Source organism: Parasphingopyxis sp., assembly GCF_052168295.1.
In the GTDB taxonomy this organism is placed as follows: Bacteria; Pseudomonadota; Alphaproteobacteria; order Sphingomonadales; family Sphingomonadaceae; genus Parasphingopyxis.
Genome location: NZ_JBQLZN010000051.1, coordinates 1 through 16,510, shown reverse-complemented (window position 1 = coordinate 16,510; position 16,510 = coordinate 1). Strand labels below are relative to the sequence as shown.

At 62.9% G+C, this 16,510-nt stretch carries 16 protein-coding genes; 14 read left to right on the top strand and 2 right to left on the bottom strand.

Annotated elements, in window-relative coordinates; all coding sequences use genetic code 11:
* The first annotated feature begins 81 nt into the window (after positions 1–81).
* Positions 82–579, top strand: a complete 498-nt coding sequence (locus ACTS1Z_RS08960; protein ID WP_442624112.1) for a hypothetical protein — start codon at positions 82–84, stop codon at positions 577–579.
* Between the two features lie 76 nt (positions 580–655).
* Positions 656–1,672: an SDR family oxidoreductase gene (locus ACTS1Z_RS08955; RefSeq protein WP_442624111.1), complete on the top strand. Its 1,017-nt coding sequence runs from the start codon at positions 656–658 to the stop codon at positions 1,670–1,672.
* Positions 1,673–1,797: 125 nt separating this feature from the next.
* On the opposite strand, the gene acs is transcribed toward ACTS1Z_RS08955, so the two are convergent.
* Positions 1,798–3,738 (bottom strand): acetate--CoA ligase, encoded by a 1,941-nt coding sequence (gene acs, locus ACTS1Z_RS08950; RefSeq protein ID WP_442624110.1) that lies wholly within the window; start codon positions 3,736–3,738, stop codon positions 1,798–1,800.
* Between the two features lie 173 nt (positions 3,739–3,911).
* Here acs and ACTS1Z_RS08945 point away from each other — a divergent pair, with 173 nt between their 5' ends.
* From ACTS1Z_RS08945 to ACTS1Z_RS08895, 11 genes are all read left to right on the top strand, one after another.
* Complete coding sequence (locus ACTS1Z_RS08945; protein ID WP_442624109.1) at positions 3,912–4,694, top strand: type II secretion system protein N; 783 nt, start codon at positions 3,912–3,914, stop codon at positions 4,692–4,694.
* A gap of 178 nt (positions 4,695–4,872) precedes the next feature.
* Positions 4,873–6,432 (top strand): hypothetical protein, encoded by a 1,560-nt coding sequence (locus ACTS1Z_RS08940; protein ID WP_442624108.1) that lies wholly within the window; start codon positions 4,873–4,875, stop codon positions 6,430–6,432.
* Between the two features lie 77 nt (positions 6,433–6,509).
* Positions 6,510–9,236 carry a TonB-dependent receptor domain-containing protein gene (locus ACTS1Z_RS08935; RefSeq protein WP_442624107.1) on the top strand — a complete coding sequence of 909 codons (2,727 nt, stop codon included), beginning with the start codon at positions 6,510–6,512 and terminating at the stop codon, positions 9,234–9,236.
* A 186-nt stretch (positions 9,237–9,422) separates the two neighbouring features.
* The gene (locus tag ACTS1Z_RS08930) at positions 9,423–10,439 is read left to right on the top strand and encodes an SPFH domain-containing protein (protein ID WP_442624106.1); all 1,017 of its coding nucleotides are present in this window, start codon (positions 9,423–9,425) and stop codon (positions 10,437–10,439) included.
* Between the two features lie 27 nt (positions 10,440–10,466).
* On the top strand, positions 10,467–11,141 hold the full coding sequence (locus ACTS1Z_RS08925) for a DUF4178 domain-containing protein (RefSeq protein ID WP_442624105.1): 675 nt from the start codon (positions 10,467–10,469) through the stop codon (positions 11,139–11,141).
* On the top strand, positions 11,131–12,537 hold the full coding sequence (locus ACTS1Z_RS08920) for a DUF4178 domain-containing protein (protein WP_442624104.1): 1,407 nt from the start codon (positions 11,131–11,133) through the stop codon (positions 12,535–12,537). The genes ACTS1Z_RS08925 and ACTS1Z_RS08920 overlap by 11 nt, the downstream gene beginning before the upstream one ends.
* A gap of 12 nt (positions 12,538–12,549) precedes the next feature.
* Complete coding sequence (locus ACTS1Z_RS08915; protein WP_442624103.1) at positions 12,550–12,717, top strand: hypothetical protein; 168 nt, start codon at positions 12,550–12,552, stop codon at positions 12,715–12,717.
* Positions 12,718–12,754: 37 nt separating this feature from the next.
* Entirely contained in the window at positions 12,755–12,970 is a 216-nt protein-coding gene (locus tag ACTS1Z_RS08910; protein WP_299322504.1) for a DUF350 domain-containing protein, read from the top strand.
* Positions 12,963–14,495 (top strand): polyamine aminopropyltransferase, encoded by a 1,533-nt coding sequence (locus ACTS1Z_RS08905; protein WP_442624102.1) that lies wholly within the window; start codon positions 12,963–12,965, stop codon positions 14,493–14,495. Before ACTS1Z_RS08910 ends, ACTS1Z_RS08905 begins: the two co-directional genes overlap by 8 nt.
* Positions 14,485–14,868 (top strand): adenosylmethionine decarboxylase, encoded by a 384-nt coding sequence (gene speD / locus ACTS1Z_RS08900; protein WP_442624101.1) that lies wholly within the window; start codon positions 14,485–14,487, stop codon positions 14,866–14,868. The genes ACTS1Z_RS08905 and speD overlap by 11 nt, the downstream gene beginning before the upstream one ends.
* 14 nt (positions 14,869–14,882) lie before the next feature.
* Entirely contained in the window at positions 14,883–15,329 is a 447-nt protein-coding gene (locus ACTS1Z_RS08895) for a DUF1330 domain-containing protein (protein ID WP_442624100.1), read from the top strand.
* A 48-nt stretch (positions 15,330–15,377) separates the two neighbouring features.
* Here ACTS1Z_RS08895 and ACTS1Z_RS08890 read toward each other — a convergent pair whose 3' ends face one another.
* Positions 15,378–16,082 (bottom strand): arylesterase, encoded by a 705-nt coding sequence (locus ACTS1Z_RS08890; RefSeq protein ID WP_442624099.1) that lies wholly within the window; start codon positions 16,080–16,082, stop codon positions 15,378–15,380.
* 22 nt (positions 16,083–16,104) lie between these two features.
* Here ACTS1Z_RS08890 and ACTS1Z_RS08885 point away from each other — a divergent pair.
* Positions 16,105–16,510 (top strand): ATP-binding cassette domain-containing protein (locus tag ACTS1Z_RS08885; protein ID WP_442624098.1); only part of this gene is annotated, 406 nt, incomplete at its 3' end.

The following is a 16,510-nucleotide window of genomic DNA, read 5'->3' as shown; positions in this document are numbered from 1 at the left end:
TATGCCGCGGCCGTTGGAAAAAGGCTATTGTATTGCCGTTATAATACACTATAGCAAAGCGCCGTGTTTTCGGAGGATGCCATGACGAAAGCCCTTTCCCTGTCGTTCGCCGCGGTGCTGCTGAGCCCGGCCGCCGCGTCGGCCCAGTCGACGGATGTCACGATACCGGAAGCAATCGAATTCGGTGTATCGGTCGAAACGATGACCGAACGGCTCGCGCCGCTATGCGACGAGGCGCCGGTCCGCACGATCGATCCGCCGCGTCTCCCCGATGTCCAGACAATCCAGCAGCAGATCGACTGCCGCGGTTTCGATTATATGGGCGAGCCGCGCCTCGCCGAATTCGTTTTCCGGGACGACGCGCTGCAGCTGGTCTGGATCCTCGTCGATGCCGACGATCAGGATCGTGTCATCGCGGCGATGCGCGAGGCCTATGGCGAAGAGGGGCTGACGACCGACATGGTCATCGCCTTTCGCGACCACCGCACGGCCTGGCGGTTCGAACCGCCCGAGGTGCTGTTCTTCTCCGACGAATTGCGGCCCGCGATGGAACGGTTTCTCATGCCGCCGGCAGAATAACCCGCGCTTTCCTTTGCGTTGCGTTCCGCAACCTAGCGGCATAGGATCGCCTGCGTAACGAGCAGGGAGAGATCGCATGCCGGGAACCGTACTCGTCACTGGTGGCAGCGGCTATATCGCCGGCTTCACGATCCGCCAGCTGATCGCCGAAGGCTGGACGGTGCGCACGACGATCCGCTCGCTCGCAAAGGAACAGCAGGTGCGTGACATCCTCAATGTCGACAACAGCAAGCTGACCTTTTTCGAAGCCGATCTTACCGACGATGCGGGCTGGGCCGAAGCGATGGAAGGCTGCACCCATGTCGCGCATCTCGCCTCGCCACTGCCCGATGCCTCGCCCAAGGACGAAGACGAACTCATCGTGCCCGCGCGCGACGGTGCCTTGCGCGCGCTGCGTTTCGCCAAGGAAGCGGGCGTCAAGCGTGTCGTGATGACCTCGTCGATGGCTGCGATCGCCTACGGCGTGGATCGCGGCGAATATACGTTCAGCGAGAAGGACTGGACCAATCTCGATCACCCGGACGTCTATCCCTATGTCAAATCGAAGACGATCGCCGAGCGCGCGGCGCGCGACTGGATGGACGCCAATGGCGGCGACATGGAATATTGCTCGATCAATCCCAGCATGGTGCTGGGGCCGATCCTGAGCCCGGATTTTTCCACTTCGCTCGAGGCGGTAAAGAAGATGATGGACGGCAGCTTTCCGGGCGCGCCCGATCTCGGCTTCTGCGTCGTCGATGTGCGCGATGTCGCCGATCTCCATGTCCGCGCGCTGACCGCAGCGGACATGGACGGCGAGCGCTTCTTCGCCGCCGGTAAATTCTTCAAGCTGCACGATATCGCGATGGTGCTGAAGGAGCGCCTGGGCGACGAAGCTCGCAAGGTACCGACACGCAAGCTCCCCGACTGGCTGATGAAGGTGGTGGCGATCTGGGACCCGGTCGCCCGGCAGGTGAAGTCCGAGCTCGGCAAGGTGCGCCATGCCGATGCGAGCCATGCGAAGGAGAAACTCGGCTGGCAGACGCGCGACGAGGAAGAGACGATCGTCGATACGGCCCGCAGCCTGATCGACCATGGGGTGGTTACGACGTAACGCGCTTCGGTTTGGCGTATTCCTGCGAAGGCAGGAATCCAGGGCTTTAAATAATGTCCTTAGCCACCCTAGGCTCCTGCCTTCGCAGGAGTACAAGTGTTCGATGTCGATAGACGAAGCCGACGCTATCCGACCCTATTCGCCACCAGCTCATCCACCACGGCCGGTTCCGCGAGTGTGCTTGTATCGCCGAGGCTCGAGACATCGCCTTCCGCGATCTTCCGCAATATCCGCCGCATGATCTTGCCGCTCCGCGTCTTGGGCAGGGCAGGGGTGAACTGGATCGCGTCGGGCGAGGCGATCGGGCCGATTTCGGTGCGGACCCATTGCACGAGATCCTTGCGCAATTCCTCGCTCGGCTCGGTGTTCGCGTTGAGCGTCACATAAGCGTAGATGCCCTGGCCTTTCACGTCATGCGGCATGCCGACGACCGCGGCTTCCGAGACATCCCTGTGGAGCACGAGCGCGCTTTCCACCTCGGCGGTGCCCATTCGATGGCCCGACACGTTGATCACATCGTCGACCCGGCCGGTGATCCAGTAATAGCCGTCCTCGTCGCGGCGGCAGCCGTCGCCGGTGAAATATTTGCCGGGAAAAGTCGTGAAATAGGTTTCGAAGAAGCGATTGTGATCGCCGTAGACGGTGCGCATCTGGCCGGGCCAGGAGCGCGCGATGCACAGATTGCCCTCGGTCGCGCCGTGCAGGACCTTCCCCTCGCCATCGACGATCTGTGGCTCGACGCCGAAAAAGGGCTTGGTCGCGCTGCCGGGCTTGAGCGCGGTCGCGCCGGGCAGCGGGGCGATCATCGCCGCGCCGGTTTCGGTCTGCCACCAGGTGTCGACGATCGGGCAACGGCCCTCGCCGACGACGTTATAATACCAGCGCCAGGCTTCGGGATTGATCGGCTCGCCGACCGTGCCGAGCAGGCGGATGCTCGCCCGGCTCGTCTTTTGGACATATTCATCGCCCTCCCGCATCAGCGCGCGCAGCGCCGTCGGCGCGGTGTAGAGGATCTCGACATTGTGCCGGTCGGCGACTTCCCACATGCGGCTCGGCGTCGGCCAGTTCGGTACGCCCTCATACATTAGCGTCGTCGCGCCGTTCGCGAGCGGGCCGTAGATGATATAGCTGTGGCCCGTGACCCAGCCGATATCGGCGGCGCACCAGTAGATCTCGCCCGGATTGTAATCGAACACATATTTGTGGGTGAGAGACGCCCAAAGCAGATAACCGCCCGACGTGTGCAGCACCCCCTTGGGTTTCCCGGTCGAGCCTGAGGTGTAGAGGATGAAGAGCGGGTCTTCCGCGCCCATCGCCTCGGGCGGGCAATCGGCTTCGACCGTTTCCGCCGCCTCATGATACCAGATGTCGCGGCCCTCGGTCATGGCCACATCGCCGCCGGTCGCGCGCACCGTGATAACCTTTTTCAGGGAGGTCACCTGCTCGGCTGCCTTGTCTACATTGGCCTTGAGTGCGACCCGCTTGCCGCCGCGCCGGCCTTCGTCGGCGGTGATCACATGCGTGCTGTCGCAATCGGTGATCCGGCCCGCCAGCGCATCGGGTGAGAAACCGCCGAACACGACGGAGTGGATCGCCCCGATCCGCGCACAGGCGAGCACCGCGAAGGCTGCTTCCGGGATCATCGGCATATAGATGGTGACCCGGTCGCCGCGCCGCACGCCTTCCTGCTTCAGGACATTGGCGAAGCGACAGACCTCGCGATGGAGTTGCTTGTAGGTGAAGCGCTTCGGTTCCTCTTCGGGATCGTCCGGTTCCCAGATGATCGCGATATCGTCGCCGCGTTTCGCGAGGTGTCGATCGATGCAGTTGGCCGATACGTTGATCTGCCCGTCGGTGAACCAGTTGATGTGAAAGTCGCCGGCGTCGAAGCTCCAGTCGCCGGAAATCTCGGGCCGCTTGATCCAGTCCAGCGTGCGCGCCTGTTCGAGCCAGAAGCTGCCCGGATCGGCGAGCGAGCGGCCGTAGAGCAGTTCATAGTCTTCCTTGTCGGCATGCGCGCGCTTCGCCCATTCCGCCGGTACCGGAAACGTCTCTTGCTCGCTCACAGATGCTCTCCCGTAACTTTCCGTCTTAGTGACGCGAGCATGGGGCGGATAGCAACCCCGTTTTTCGGCTGTGCCGGGAGTGCGTTCACGGCAGTCCGCCAATTGCCGCTTGCTTTCTGTCATATCATCGTCATGCGATGCCCATAGCTGTCGCAGCATGAGGAGAATGCAGCATGGCTGAGCCGCGGGCCGGCCTTTTCCAACTCGACCGGGATGCGGAAACGTCGCCGCGCCGGCTGGCGATCCTGATCGCCGGCGGGGTGGTCGCGCTGCTGCTCCTGCTGTGGCTGTTCCGCGACGACCCACCAGTCTCTGCCGACACCGAACGCGATCCAGCGGCAGCGCCGCCCGTTGCAACGCCTGCGCCCGCACCGGTCGAAACGGCGTCTCCCGTTGCGCCGGCCGTTTCGGTGGCAGCGCTCAGATTGCACGGCGTGATGGGCACCGGCGAAGACGGTTCGGCGATCGTTTCCGATGGGGCGGGGCCGCAACGGCTGGTGCGGGTCGGGCGCGATGTGCTGCCCGGGGTGCCGCTCCTGGCCGTGGCGGCCGACCATATCCTGATCCGCGAAAATGGCCGCGAAGTGCGCCTCGCTTTCTCCGAGGATGGCGACGGCGCGGTCACGGCTTCGGCCGCGCCACGGTCCGGCAACGGTTCGGGGCTGCGCGGCAGCGAGGCCGAACGGCGCGAGGCGCGGGAATATCAGGCGGCCGTGACGTCCTTCCGCGTCGACGGCCGGCATGCCGGTTACCGGTTCCGCGAGGGTCGTATGCCCGAAATTTTCCAGCAGGCCGGAATCAGGTCCGACGATGTCATCGTCCGAGTCGGCGGGCTGAGGCTCGAAGACGATGATGCGGTTGCCGGAATCCCGGAGCGCATCCGCGAGCGCGGACGTGTCGAGATCGAAATTCTCCGCGACGGCCGGGAAGAAACGATTATCATGGATGCGCGCTAGCGACGCTTTTTAGCGGCGCGGTAATGGTTGTGACATTTTTGTTTCGGCAATTGTAACAAAACCACAAAGACTCCGTCATCAAGGAATCACACAGACCCCATAGTGGCGGCTGCGGAAATCGTTGGCTCCATGGCTCGCGGTTCGTCAGGCCTAACTGGTTCATAAGGGGTTTTTCTTCATGTCACGTACTCGCATCTTGCTCATGATGAGCGCCGCCATTCCGCTCGCCGCCTGCGGCGCCGACGACGTCGCTTCGCCCGGCGAAGGCAATATCGTCGTCGTAACTCCGACTGCGCCGGCACCGCCGGCTCCGACTCCGACCCCGCCGACCCCGACTCCGCCGAGCCCGACCGAGCGCTTCGACTCGGTCACGCCGGCCGCCGACTGTCCGATGGGCACGACGAATACCGGTACGATCGATGGCGACGATGACGGCACCGTCGATTTCCGTGTGTGCCAGGTTTCGGGCACGATTACCGGCTCGCTTACCCTGCAGCGCCTTGACGGCGTCGTCTACTCGCTCGGCGGTCGCGTCGATGTCGGCGTGGACGTGGGCGGCGACGGCATGGCTGCCGGCGGCACGCAGGGTATTCTCAACATCGATCCCGGCGTTGTCGTGATTGGCGCCGGTACGGCCGACTTCCTCGTCGTGCAGCGCGGTTCGCAATTGAATGCGATCGGCACGCAGGCCCGACCGATCGTCTTCACGGCACGCGCGAACTTCCAGAATGAGACCGACGGTTCGGGCACCGTCAATGCTGACTCGATCGGCCTGTTCGGCGGCCTCGTCATTCTCGGCCGGGCGCCGATCAACGACTGTGACGGCACCGCAACCGGCGGCGCCGCCGACTGCCAGACGGAAATCGAAGGTACGTCCGGCGCATTCTACGGCGGCGACCAGGCCGCCGATAACAGCGGCACGCTCCGTTACGTCCAGGTCCGCTATCCGGGCTTCGAGGTCAGCCAGGGCAACGAGCTCAACGGCATTTCGCTGGGCGGCGTCGGCAGCGGTACCGAATTCAGCTTCGTCCAGGTGCACAATAGCTCGGACGACGGCATCGAATGGTTTGGCGGCACGGTAAACGGCGATCACATCGTCGTAACCGGCGCGGACGATGACAGCCTCGACATCGACAGCGGTTATGTCGGCGTCAACCAGTTCATCATCGTGCGGCAGCGCGCGGCCGGCGGCGACCACTTCATCGAGGCCGACTCGCGCTTCGACGACCTGCCGCGCTCCGACCCGACGCTGGCCAACTTCACCTTCTATGGCGGTGGCGGTGCTACCGATTTCGGCATCCTGCTTCGCGAAGGCATCGGCGGCCAGTATTGGAACGGTGTGGTGACGGGCAGCCCTGAATGTCTGAACATCGACGATCAGGAAACGGTCGACGATGGCATGCCGGACTTCCAGTCGGTCGTCATCGACTGTGCGGTCGCATTCGGTACAGAGGGCAACATCACGCCCGCCCAGATCGAAACGATCTTCAACATGGGCGCGAACAACGACGCTTCGTTCACCAACTCGCTGACCGACGGTTTCGTCAACGGCTCGGCCGAGGATGCGGTGACCGCCTTCACCGATCCGTCGATCCAGACGGTCGATTATATCGGTGCGGTGGACCAGGGCGCGGCCGCGCCTTGGACGCAGGACTGGACGTGCGGCCTGTTCGGATCGGACCCGCAGGATACCGGAGACGCACTGCTCTCCTGCCTCGTGACGCCGTTCTACAGCTAAGCATGACCGTAAGTGGGCGGCGACCGTTTTCCGGTCGCCGCCCCTTCATGTCTTCACTTGTATCGAAGAGAAGAGCCATGACGAAGAATTTATCGCTTGCGGGCCTGCTGCTCGTATCGAGCGCGCTCATCGCACCCGCCGCGATGGCCCAGACCGCCGACCAGCCGCCTGCCGATCCCGATGTCGTGGACGAGGCGGACGCGGAAGATGAGGACGATGTCGATATATCGACCGGCGGCGGCAGCGGCACCCCGATCGTCGTGATCGGCCGCTACATTCCCGAGCCGATCCGCGAATCCTCTGAAGTACTCTCGGTCCTGTCGACCGAAGATCTTGCGCGCACGGGCGAGGGCGATGCGGCCGGCGCGCTGCAGCGCGTATCCGGGCTCAGCCTGGTCGGTGGGCGCTTCGTCTATGTGCGCGGCCTTGGCGAGCGCTATTCGCTGGCGCTGCTCAACGGTTCGCCGCTTCCGTCGCCCGAGCCGCTCAAGCGGACGGTGCCGCTCGATCTCTTCCCGACGAGCATTCTTGCAAGTTCGCTCGTCCAGAAAACCTATTCGCCCAACTATACCGGCGAGTTCGGCGGCGGCGTTATCAACCTGACGACTCGCGCGGTTCCCGACGAGCCGTTCATCACGTTCAGCGGCAGTCTCAGCGGCAATTCCGAAACGACGCTGCAGACCGGCTATACCTATTTCGGCAGCGATACAGACTGGACCGGTTTCGACGACGGCACGCGCGACATCCCGCCGCTCCTGCGGCAGGCGCTCGACAGCGGCGTCCGCATCCGCTTCGACCAGCCCGAGTTCCGCGATCCCAATGCGCCGGGTTTCGTCGCGGACATTCTCGATATCTCGCGCAGCTTCGAAAATGCGAACATCAACCTGGTTCAGCGCAACGACAACATCCCGTTCAACGGTAGCGTCAACATCACGGGCGGGACCTATATCGATATTGGCAGCGATTTCCGGCTCGGTTTCGTGGCCACGGCCGGTTGGGACAATAGCTGGGAAACGCGCGGCGGGCTCCGCCAGCAGGGCGAGTTCACCAATAACGACCAGACGATCACGCCGAACGTGTCCGATTTCCGCTTCCTGTCGACACAGAACCGGATAGTCGTGAACGGCCTGCTCGGCATCGGTGCCGAGTTCGGCGATCATCAGATCCGTTTCACCAACCTCTATATTCGCGACACCGCGAAGGAAGCGCGGATCAGCACATCGGTGAGCCCCGTGCGCAACACGGGCCGCATCCAGAACAACCAGAATACCGAATGGTTCGAACGCCAGCTCATCAGCACGCAGCTCGTCGGCGAGTTCGAGTTCGGCGACCTCAATATCGACCTGCGCGGGAGCTATGCCAATGCGCAGCGCGAGGCGCCCTATGAACGCGAAATCCAATATGCGTTCGACAGCACCGCGAACGACTTCATCCACGATACGCGGACCGGCGGTCAGACCGACCTGCTGAGTTTCTCCGATCTCAGCGACGATGTCTGGGGCGGTCAGATCGACCTGACCTACAGCGTTCCGACTGGACGGCGTTTCGATATCAATGTCGGCTATGCCTATTATCTGAACCAGCGCGATTTCGAGCGCCGGGCGTTCCGCTTCGTGACCCAGCGTCAGGGCGGCCTTCCGCTTGAGGTGGCGCAGCTGCGTCCCGATTTCCTGTTCTCCGACGCGATCCTCGGTTTCTACGATATCTTCATCGAGGAACGGACGGACGCCCAGGGCGGCGACGCTTACACGGCCGAACTGGAAGTGAATGCCGGCTATGGCCAGCTCGATGTTGAGCTGTTCGATGGCTTCAGCATCGCGGCCGGTGTGCGGTACGAAGACGCGACACAGAGCGTCACGCCGATCCCGTTCTTCGGTTTCCAGGTCAATCCGCTGTTCGTCGCGCCGCCGCTCGAAAATGATTACTGGCTGCCGGCGGCAACGCTGACGTGGAACTTCGCGGAAGACATGCAGCTGCGGGTCGGCGCATCGCGCACGATCGGCCGCCCGCAGTTCCGCGAACTCGCCGCGCCGACCTATACGGATCCCGATAACGACCGCACCTTCCGCGGCAATCCGGGCCTGATCGATACCGAACTGTTCAACGCCGAAGCGCGGTTCGAATGGTATTTCGAGCGCGACGAGCTGTTCAGCTTCGCCGCCTTCTACAAGGATATCGACAATCCGATCGAACAGCTGGCGACGAGCGGCGACAACGACGTCAACGTCACTTTCTTGAACGCCCCGGCGGCCACGCTTTACGGTTTCGAGACGGAGCTGGTGAAGTATTTCCCGCTCTACGATTGGGGCGGGATATTCTCCTCGCGGCGGCTCCGCGCGCAGGTGAACTACACCTTTACCCAGTCGGAGATTAACGTGTCGGACGGCGATACGACGATCGTGCCGGGCTTTGCCGATCCGCAACCGGCTTCCGACTATTTTATCGACGGTGTCGCGCTGACCGGACAGTCCGACCATATCGTCAATCTTCAGCTCAGCCTGGAAGACGAAGATCGTCTGTCCCAGCAGTCTATCCTGCTGACCTATACGAGCGACCGGATCACCAACCGTTCGCCGATCGGCGACGCGCCGGATATTCAGGAGGAGGGCCAGATACAGCTCGACTTCATCTGGCGTCAGGCGTTCGACGTTTTTGGCCAGGAATTCCAGGGTACCCTCGAAATTCGCAACATCCTCAACGAGGATTTCAACGAATTCTATCGGGCGCCGGACGGCTCGGAAATTCAGGCGCTGGCCTATGACCGAGGACGCAGCTTCTCCCTGGGCCTGAGCACGACTTTCTAGACCGGCCAGGATTTGGACCGGGTCACGGTCCCAGCAAAGGGGCGGGGAGCTGCGGCTCTCCGCCCTTTTTTCGTTACAGGAGCGGTCGAGCCCCTAAAAATCTGCGTGTTGCCGCCCTATATCGGCAACATGCTTGGCGCGTGCGCGCCGGGACGCTAATGTCCGTCTGACAAAGGGAGTGATGCAATGGGCCTCAGGGATTTCATCTCGAAACAGTTTATCGACGTTATCGAATGGGAGGAGGAGCCCGGCGAACTCGCCGAAAAGCTCGACTTCGCGGACAATGAAATCCAGAACGGCGCGCAGCTCACTGTGCGCGAGACGCAGGCCGCCGTTGTCATCGACGAGGGCGTGCTGGCCGATATGTTCGGTCCCGGCCTGCACACGCTCGACACGTCGAACATGCCGATCCTCACCAACCTCAAAAACTGGGACAAGGCGTTCAAATCGCCGTTCAAGACGGACGTCTATTTCTTCTCGCAGAAGGAACAGGTGAACCTGAAATGGGGTACGGCGCAGCCGGTCACCATTCGCGATCCCGAACTGGGGCCGGTGCGCTTGCGTGCCTTCGGCACTTACTCGTTCCGCGTGAAGGATATCGCGCCTTTCTACGCGACGCTCGTCGGTACGCTCGACAAGGTCACCGTGAGCAGCATCGAACCGCAGTTGCGCGCCGCGATCATGACGGCGCTCGCGACCGGTCTGGGCAGCGGCGGCGTGCCGTTCCTCGACCTGGCGGCGAACCAGCAGAAACTATCCGAAGCGCTGAAAGAGGCGGTCGGACCGGCATTCGCGCAATATGGCCTCGAAGTACCGAGCTTCTTTGTCGAAAGCGTGTCGCTGCCCGAAGCCGTGCAGGAGCATCTCGACAAGAAAAGCTCGATGCGGGTGCTCGGCGATCTCGATCAATATGCGAAATTCCAGGCCGCCGAAGCGATCGAAAAGGCGGCCGAACAGGAAGGCGGCATGGCGGGGCTCGGCGCCGGTGCTGGCGCCGGCATGGCGATCGGCCAGACGATGGCCGGCGCACTGGCCCAGCAACCGGCCGCTGCGCCTGCGGCACCGGCTGCCGCGGCGGCACCCGCCGCGCCTGAAGCCGATCCGTTCGAGCTGATCGAGAAGCTGCACAAATTGCAGGAAATGGGGGCGATCAGCGCCGAGGAGTTCGAGGCCAAGAAAGCCGATCTGCTGAGCAAGATCTAAGCGGGACGGCGGGGGACAGGCGAGGCGATGCAGTCCGAAAACTGCCCGAATTGCGGTGCGGAGGTCATCTTCCGCTCGCCCGCCTTGCCCGCCCGGATTTGCGATTATTGCCACGCTACGGTGAAGCGGATCGCTGATGGCGTGGAGCTGGCCGGTGAGGTCGCCGTTTTGCCCTTCGATGTCAGCCCGATCCAGATCGGCACGCGCGGCGAATATGGCGGCAAGCATTTCGAGGTGATCGGCCGGATCCGCCTCGCCTACGACCAGGGCGCGTGGAACGATTGGCTCTGCCTGTTTTCGGACAATACACATGGCTGGCTCAGCGAATCCGACGGCCAGTTCCAGATGGTCGTCGAGCGACCGTTGAGCGAGATCCGCTCGAAACTGATCCGGCGGCTGGCGAATGGCGAAAGAGTCGAAGTCGGTGACCGCACGCAGATCGACGGTGCGGAATTCGTCGTCGCCGACGCGCGCAAGGCGCGGTGTGTCGCTGCCGAGGGCGAGCTGCCCTTCGCACCCGAAACCGGCTGGGAAGTCTTCAACGTCGACCTGCGCGATTTCGAGGGATTCTCGGCCAATTTCGAGCATGAGGAGGGCGAGGAACCGGCTTTCTATATGGGCCGCTACGTGACGCTCGCAGAGCTCAATCCGAAAAATCTACGTTCGATTCACGGCTGGAAGATGCCCGACTATGCCGCCTGAGCCGCCACGCGACGCGTCGGGCGACGAGGATCGCCCGAACCCTTGGGGGCGAAGCGAAGAGGAATCGATAGAGGCGACAATCACCGGCACGACGACGACGCGGACGGTCGTGCCGTCCGAAAGCGACAGTGCGCCGGCGGCCGAACAGTTCAACTGCCCCAATTGCGGCGGCTCGATCGAGATCAAGGCCGCGGGCTATTCGGTCAGTGTCGTGTGCCAATATTGCGGCTCGACGCTCGACGTTACCGATCCCGATGTCAGCATCATCCAGCGCTACGAAGGCGAGGTCCGCAAGCTCGAGCTGCCGCTCGGCAGCCGCGGCGAATTGCGCGGCATCGAATGGGAGGTGATCGGCTATCAGCGGCGCTCGGAAAATGGCCAATATCCGTGGGACGAATATCTGTTGTTCAACCCGTATGAGGGCTATGCCTTTCTCGATACCGACGGGCGCGGTTGGAGCATGGGCCGCCAGCTCACGGCGGCGCCGGAAAAGAAATCGCTCGTCGGTTTCGAAGTCGATGGCGAATTCTACGAACCCTTCTATGCGCAGGCGCGCGCCCAGGTCGATTATGTGCTCGGCGAATTCTACTGGCGCGTGCATGTCGGCGAAGAGGCGCTGACGGCAAGTTTCGTACGGCCCGGCAGCATGCTGACCTGGGAGCGCAGCGCTAAGGAAACCGTCTGGACGCTGAGCCATCTGCTCGAGCCGCATGAAATCACCGATGCCTTCGGTATCGAGCCGCCAAGCGGCGGCGGCCTGCCGCTACCGCACCAGCCATCCCCGCATCGCAAAAAGGCTGGGCAGTTCATGAAGATCGCCGCGGCGGTCGCCGTGGCGCTGCTCGTCATCACCTCGCTCTTCGGCGGGACCAGCGATCCGCAGACGACGCGCATCAACCTCGCCACGAACGGGGTGGAGCAGATGGCGAAGGTCGGGCCGATCGTGCTTGAGCGGCCGCGCCAGGCCGTCACCGTTTCGGCCCAGGCGCCCGGCATAGAGAATAGCTGGATCGACCTCACCTACACACTCACCAACCGCGAAACGGGCGAAGTGTTCGAGGCCAATGACGTGGTGGAACGCTATTCGGGCCGGGACAGCGAGGGCAATTGGTCCGAGGGCAGCAGCTTCTCGACGAGCAAATTCTCGATGATCCCGGCCGGGACCTACGAGTTGAACATCTTCGCGGCGGGCAGCCGCTGGACGGGCAGCCAATATGGCAGCAGCAGCAACGCCCAGGTCGATGTGACGATAGAGAAGGGCGCGACCTTCTATTCCAACCTCTTCCTCGCGCTGCTCGTCGTGTTCGCGCCGGCGCTCTGGCAGTGGTGGAAGCATCTGAGTTTCGAATCCCGCCGCAAGTCCGACAGCGATTTTGCCGGAGGCGACGATGATTGATGGAGAAAGGCTATGAACCGTGGGGTCTTTATCTTCGGGCTGTGGTGCCTGCTGGTGACGTCGGGCTTCGCCTATGCGTCGTTCAGCGGTTATTCGCCCTTCGCCGACGGCCAGCGCGCAAGCGCCACCGGGCCGGGCGGCGTGTTTATCGGGCGGGGCGCGGGCCCGCGCCACAAATGATTTCGGGTAAAAGGGAAACTATCAGGGAGAGCCAGTCATGAACCTATTCAGCCTCTATCTCGTCGGCGGTACATTGATGTACGCGGCCATCGGCATCTTCGTGATGGTCGTCGCCTTCGTCATTCTCGACCTTCTGACCCCGGGCAGCCTGTGGGAGGAGATCGAGAAGAAACAGAACAGCGCCGTCGCGACCTTCGCCGGTTGCATCGCCATCGGCCTGTCGATCATCGTGGCGGCCGCGATCGTTGGCTGACACGGCCGCGTCCCCGCGCAAGGCAGGGCCGCTCGCCTATGCCCTCATCGCCTCGGTCTTCGTCGTGGCGATATGCGGGCTCGTCTATCAACTGCTCGCGAGCACCATCGCCAGCTATCTGCTCGGCGACAGCGTCACGCAATTCTCCACCATTATCGGTGTCTATCTGTTCGCGATGGGCATCGGCAGCTGGTTTTCCCGATATGTCAGACGGGACGAACTCAGGCTCTTCATCCGCGCCGAAATCCTGATCGCGCTGATCGGCGGCTGGGCAGCGGCGATCCTCTTCATGCTGTTTCCGGTCGTCGACGAGTTCCGGATCGGGCTTTATGCGCTCGTCCTGATCATCGGCTTCCTCGTCGGGCTCGAGATTCCGCTGCTCATGCAGATATTGCGCGAGGATTTCGATTTCCGCGAAACCGTCTCCACGGTTCTCACCTTCGATTATGTCGGCGCGCTTGCCGCGTCATTGCTCTTCCCGCTGATCCTGATGCCGTTCATCGGGATGATACGTACCGGTTTCCTGTTCGGCTTCCTAAACATTCTCGTCGCGATCGCGCTGATCGCGATCCAGCCAAAGGGCAGGCGCCTGCCGGCGGAGATGCTGGTCAGCCTCCTCGTTGCGGCGTCGCTCGTGATCGGCTTTTTCGGCGCGGAACGGTTTCAACGTCTTACCGAGACGGCGAGCCTCGACGAGCCCATCATCCATGCGACCTCGACGCCGTTCCAGCGCATCGTACTGACCCGGCGCGGGGACAATATCTCGCTCTTTTTGAACGGCAATCTGCAATTCTCATCGCTCGACGAATATCGCTATCACGAGGCGCTGGTGCTTCCCAATCTCGGCCGGGTCGATAATCCCCGCAACGTGCTGGTGCTGGGCGGTGGCGACGGTCTGGCCGCGCGCGAGGTGCTACGCCATCCGAGCGTCGAGCGCGTCACGCTCGTCGATCTCGATCCGGCGATGACCGAGCTGTTCCGCGAGACGCCACTGCTCGCCCGGCTCAATGAAGGTTCGCTCAGCGATCCGCGCATGACGGTGATCAATGCAGACGGGTTCCGCTGGGTGCGCGAGGATGACGGGCTTTACGACGCGATCGTCATCGACTTTCCCGATCCCACGGACTTCTCGCTCGGCAAGCTTTACAGCACGACCTTCTACCGCGCGTTGCGCAACCGGCTTGCGCCGGGCGGCATGGTCTCGGTGCAAAGCGGCTCGCCCTATGTCGCGCCCGGCGCCTTCTGGACGGTTGCCGCGACGCTCGAAGAAGCGGGTTTCGAAACCCGGCCCTATCATGCCTATGTGCCCAGCTTCGGTGAATGGGGCTTCATCCTCGCCTCGCCGACAGGCGTGCCGGAGCAGTCGGACATCCTTCCCGGCGGCCGCTTCGTGACGGCGGAATCGGAGCCGGCGCTGTTCGAGTTTCCGCCCGACATGGCGCGCGTTCCGGCCGAGCCCAACCGGCTCGACAACCAGCTGCTCGTGCGCACCTTCGCCAATGAATGGCGGCGCTATGACGGCTAGGCCGCCCTTGCCTTATGACGGCCGCCACGTGCTGGTGGATTTTCACGGCTGCGCGGCGCGGCTCGACGATATCGGGCTGGTGAAGCGCGCGTTGCGGGACGCCGCGCGCGTGGCGGACGCGACGATCCTCGATCTCAACCTCCATCATTTCGGAGACGGGCAGGGGGTGACCGGGGTCGCGCTGCTCGCTGAATCGCACATGTCGATCCACACCTGGCCCGAACATGACTATGCCGCGCTCGACCTGTTCCTGTGCGGCCGCCGCCACGATATCGATGCCGCGCTGGCGGTGCTCGCCGAAGCGTTCGCGCCTGCCGAAATCGCAAAACGCACGATTGCGCGTGGCTATGGCGTTGCCGCCCTGGTCGAGTGAAGGAAGGAAGGCCGATGAAAGTCGTCAACGAACTGACCCCGACCGATCCTGAACGGATGAAGCAGTTTATGGAGCCGGGGCCGGACGGTCCGATCTTCATGGTCAACCTGCTCAAGTTCAGGGACAAGGCCGAATATGAAGACGGCCGCGAGACGGATCTGACCGGCCGCGAAGCCTATGCGATCTATGGCAATGCGGTGATGGATGTCCTGAAGAAATTCGGCGGGAAGCCGGTCTTCATGGGCGATGTGACCTTCCTGGCGCTCGGGCAGGTGGAGGAATTGTGGGATGAGATCGCCATCGCCTCCTATCCTTCGCGCGCGGATATGGTCCGCATGTCGATGTCGCCCGAATGGCAGGAGATCAGTGTGCATCGCACCGCCGGTCTGAAGGGCCAGCTCAATATCGAAACCGTGGTGCCGTCCGATTTCGCGAATGTCGCGCAGGCGATGGGCGACTGACGCATCGGCCCGCCGCGGCTGTACTCCGAAACTGCCGCGTCCTAGAACTTATTGCGCCGCGAGCCTGGCCTCGACCATCGGTTCGACGCGCTCGACGACGATGTCGATACCCTCGGCCGTCGGATGGATACCGTCGGGCAGCATGAGATCTGGCTCCTGAATCACGCCGTCGAGAAAGAAGGGATAAAGCGGCACGTCATATTGCTGGGCGAGATCGGTGTAGATCGGGTTGAAGGCGGCGGCATAGTCGGCGCCGAGATTGGGCGCGGCGAGCATGCCGGTGAGCATGGCATCGATGCCGCGGCTCTGCAGCTCATCGAGGATCGCCTGGAGGTTTGCGCGCGTCTGCTCGGGGCTGATCCCGCGCAGCATGTCGTTGCCGCCCAGGCCGACGATCACGAGGTCCGGCGTCGCATCGAGCCCGTCCAGCGTGAAGGAGAGGCGTTGCAGCCCCGCCGCCGTCGTATCGCCCGACACACCGGCATTGACGACGCGGACCGCTTGGCCGTCATCGCTCAGCGCCCGTTCCAGCTCGGGTGCGAAGCCTTCATCTTGGTCGAGGCCGTAGCCGGCGTACAGGCTATCGCCGAAAACGACGACGAGATGGTCGTATTCGCCGGCCTCGGCAGTTGCGGTTTCGCCGTCGCTTCCTACATTTCGATCAACCGCCGTCTCATTGCTGCCACCGTCATCCGCGCATCCCGCAATCGGTTGGACCGCAAGCAGCAATGCGCCATAAAAGCATAGTTTCACGTTCAAGGATCGCCCTTTCCCAATGACTGAATCCGACGGCGGTACCGCTATCGCAATCCAGACCCGCAATGTCACCCTGTCGCTCGGCACGCAAAGCGCGCCCGTGGATATCCTGCGCGGGATCGATCTCGATATAGGCGCGGGCGAGAGCCTTGCCATTCTCGGACCCTCGGGTTCGGGTAAATCGTCGCTGATGGCGATCCTGTCCGGCCTCGAACAGGCGACCGGCGGATCGGTGACGGTCGCCGGGGTCGATTTCAGCGAATTGGACGAAGACGATCTTGCCCGGGCACGGCGCGGGCGGATCGGGATCGTGCTGCAGTCCTTTCACCTGCTGCCGACGATGACGGCGCTCGAAAATGTCGCGGTGCCGCTGGAGCTCGCCGGTGTCGACGATGCGTTCGACGTCGCGACCACCGAGTTGGAAG

What these genes read in the sequence shown, in the direction of transcription:
- ACTS1Z_RS08960 (WP_442624112.1), top strand. Translation starts at nt 82, where the DNA reads ATGACGAAAGCCCTTTCCCTGTCGTTCGCCGCGGTGCTGCTGAGCCCG.
- ACTS1Z_RS08955 (WP_442624111.1), top strand. Translation starts at nt 656, where the DNA reads ATGCCGGGAACCGTACTCGTCACTGGTGGCAGCGGCTATATCGCCGGC.
- ACTS1Z_RS08945 (WP_442624109.1), top strand. Translation starts at nt 3,912, where the DNA reads ATGGCTGAGCCGCGGGCCGGCCTTTTCCAACTCGACCGGGATGCGGAA.
- ACTS1Z_RS08940 (WP_442624108.1), top strand. Translation starts at nt 4,873, where the DNA reads ATGTCACGTACTCGCATCTTGCTCATGATGAGCGCCGCCATTCCGCTC.
- ACTS1Z_RS08935 (WP_442624107.1), top strand. Translation starts at nt 6,510, where the DNA reads ATGACGAAGAATTTATCGCTTGCGGGCCTGCTGCTCGTATCGAGCGCG.
- ACTS1Z_RS08930 (WP_442624106.1), top strand. Translation starts at nt 9,423, where the DNA reads ATGGGCCTCAGGGATTTCATCTCGAAACAGTTTATCGACGTTATCGAA.
- ACTS1Z_RS08925 (WP_442624105.1), top strand. Translation starts at nt 10,467, where the DNA reads ATGCAGTCCGAAAACTGCCCGAATTGCGGTGCGGAGGTCATCTTCCGC.
- ACTS1Z_RS08920 (WP_442624104.1), top strand. Translation starts at nt 11,131, where the DNA reads ATGCCGCCTGAGCCGCCACGCGACGCGTCGGGCGACGAGGATCGCCCG.
- ACTS1Z_RS08915 (WP_442624103.1), top strand. Translation starts at nt 12,550, where the DNA reads ATGAACCGTGGGGTCTTTATCTTCGGGCTGTGGTGCCTGCTGGTGACG.
- ACTS1Z_RS08910 (WP_299322504.1), top strand. Translation starts at nt 12,755, where the DNA reads ATGAACCTATTCAGCCTCTATCTCGTCGGCGGTACATTGATGTACGCG.
- speD (WP_442624101.1), top strand. Translation starts at nt 14,485, where the DNA reads ATGACGGCTAGGCCGCCCTTGCCTTATGACGGCCGCCACGTGCTGGTG.
- ACTS1Z_RS08895 (WP_442624100.1), top strand. Translation starts at nt 14,883, where the DNA reads ATGAAAGTCGTCAACGAACTGACCCCGACCGATCCTGAACGGATGAAG.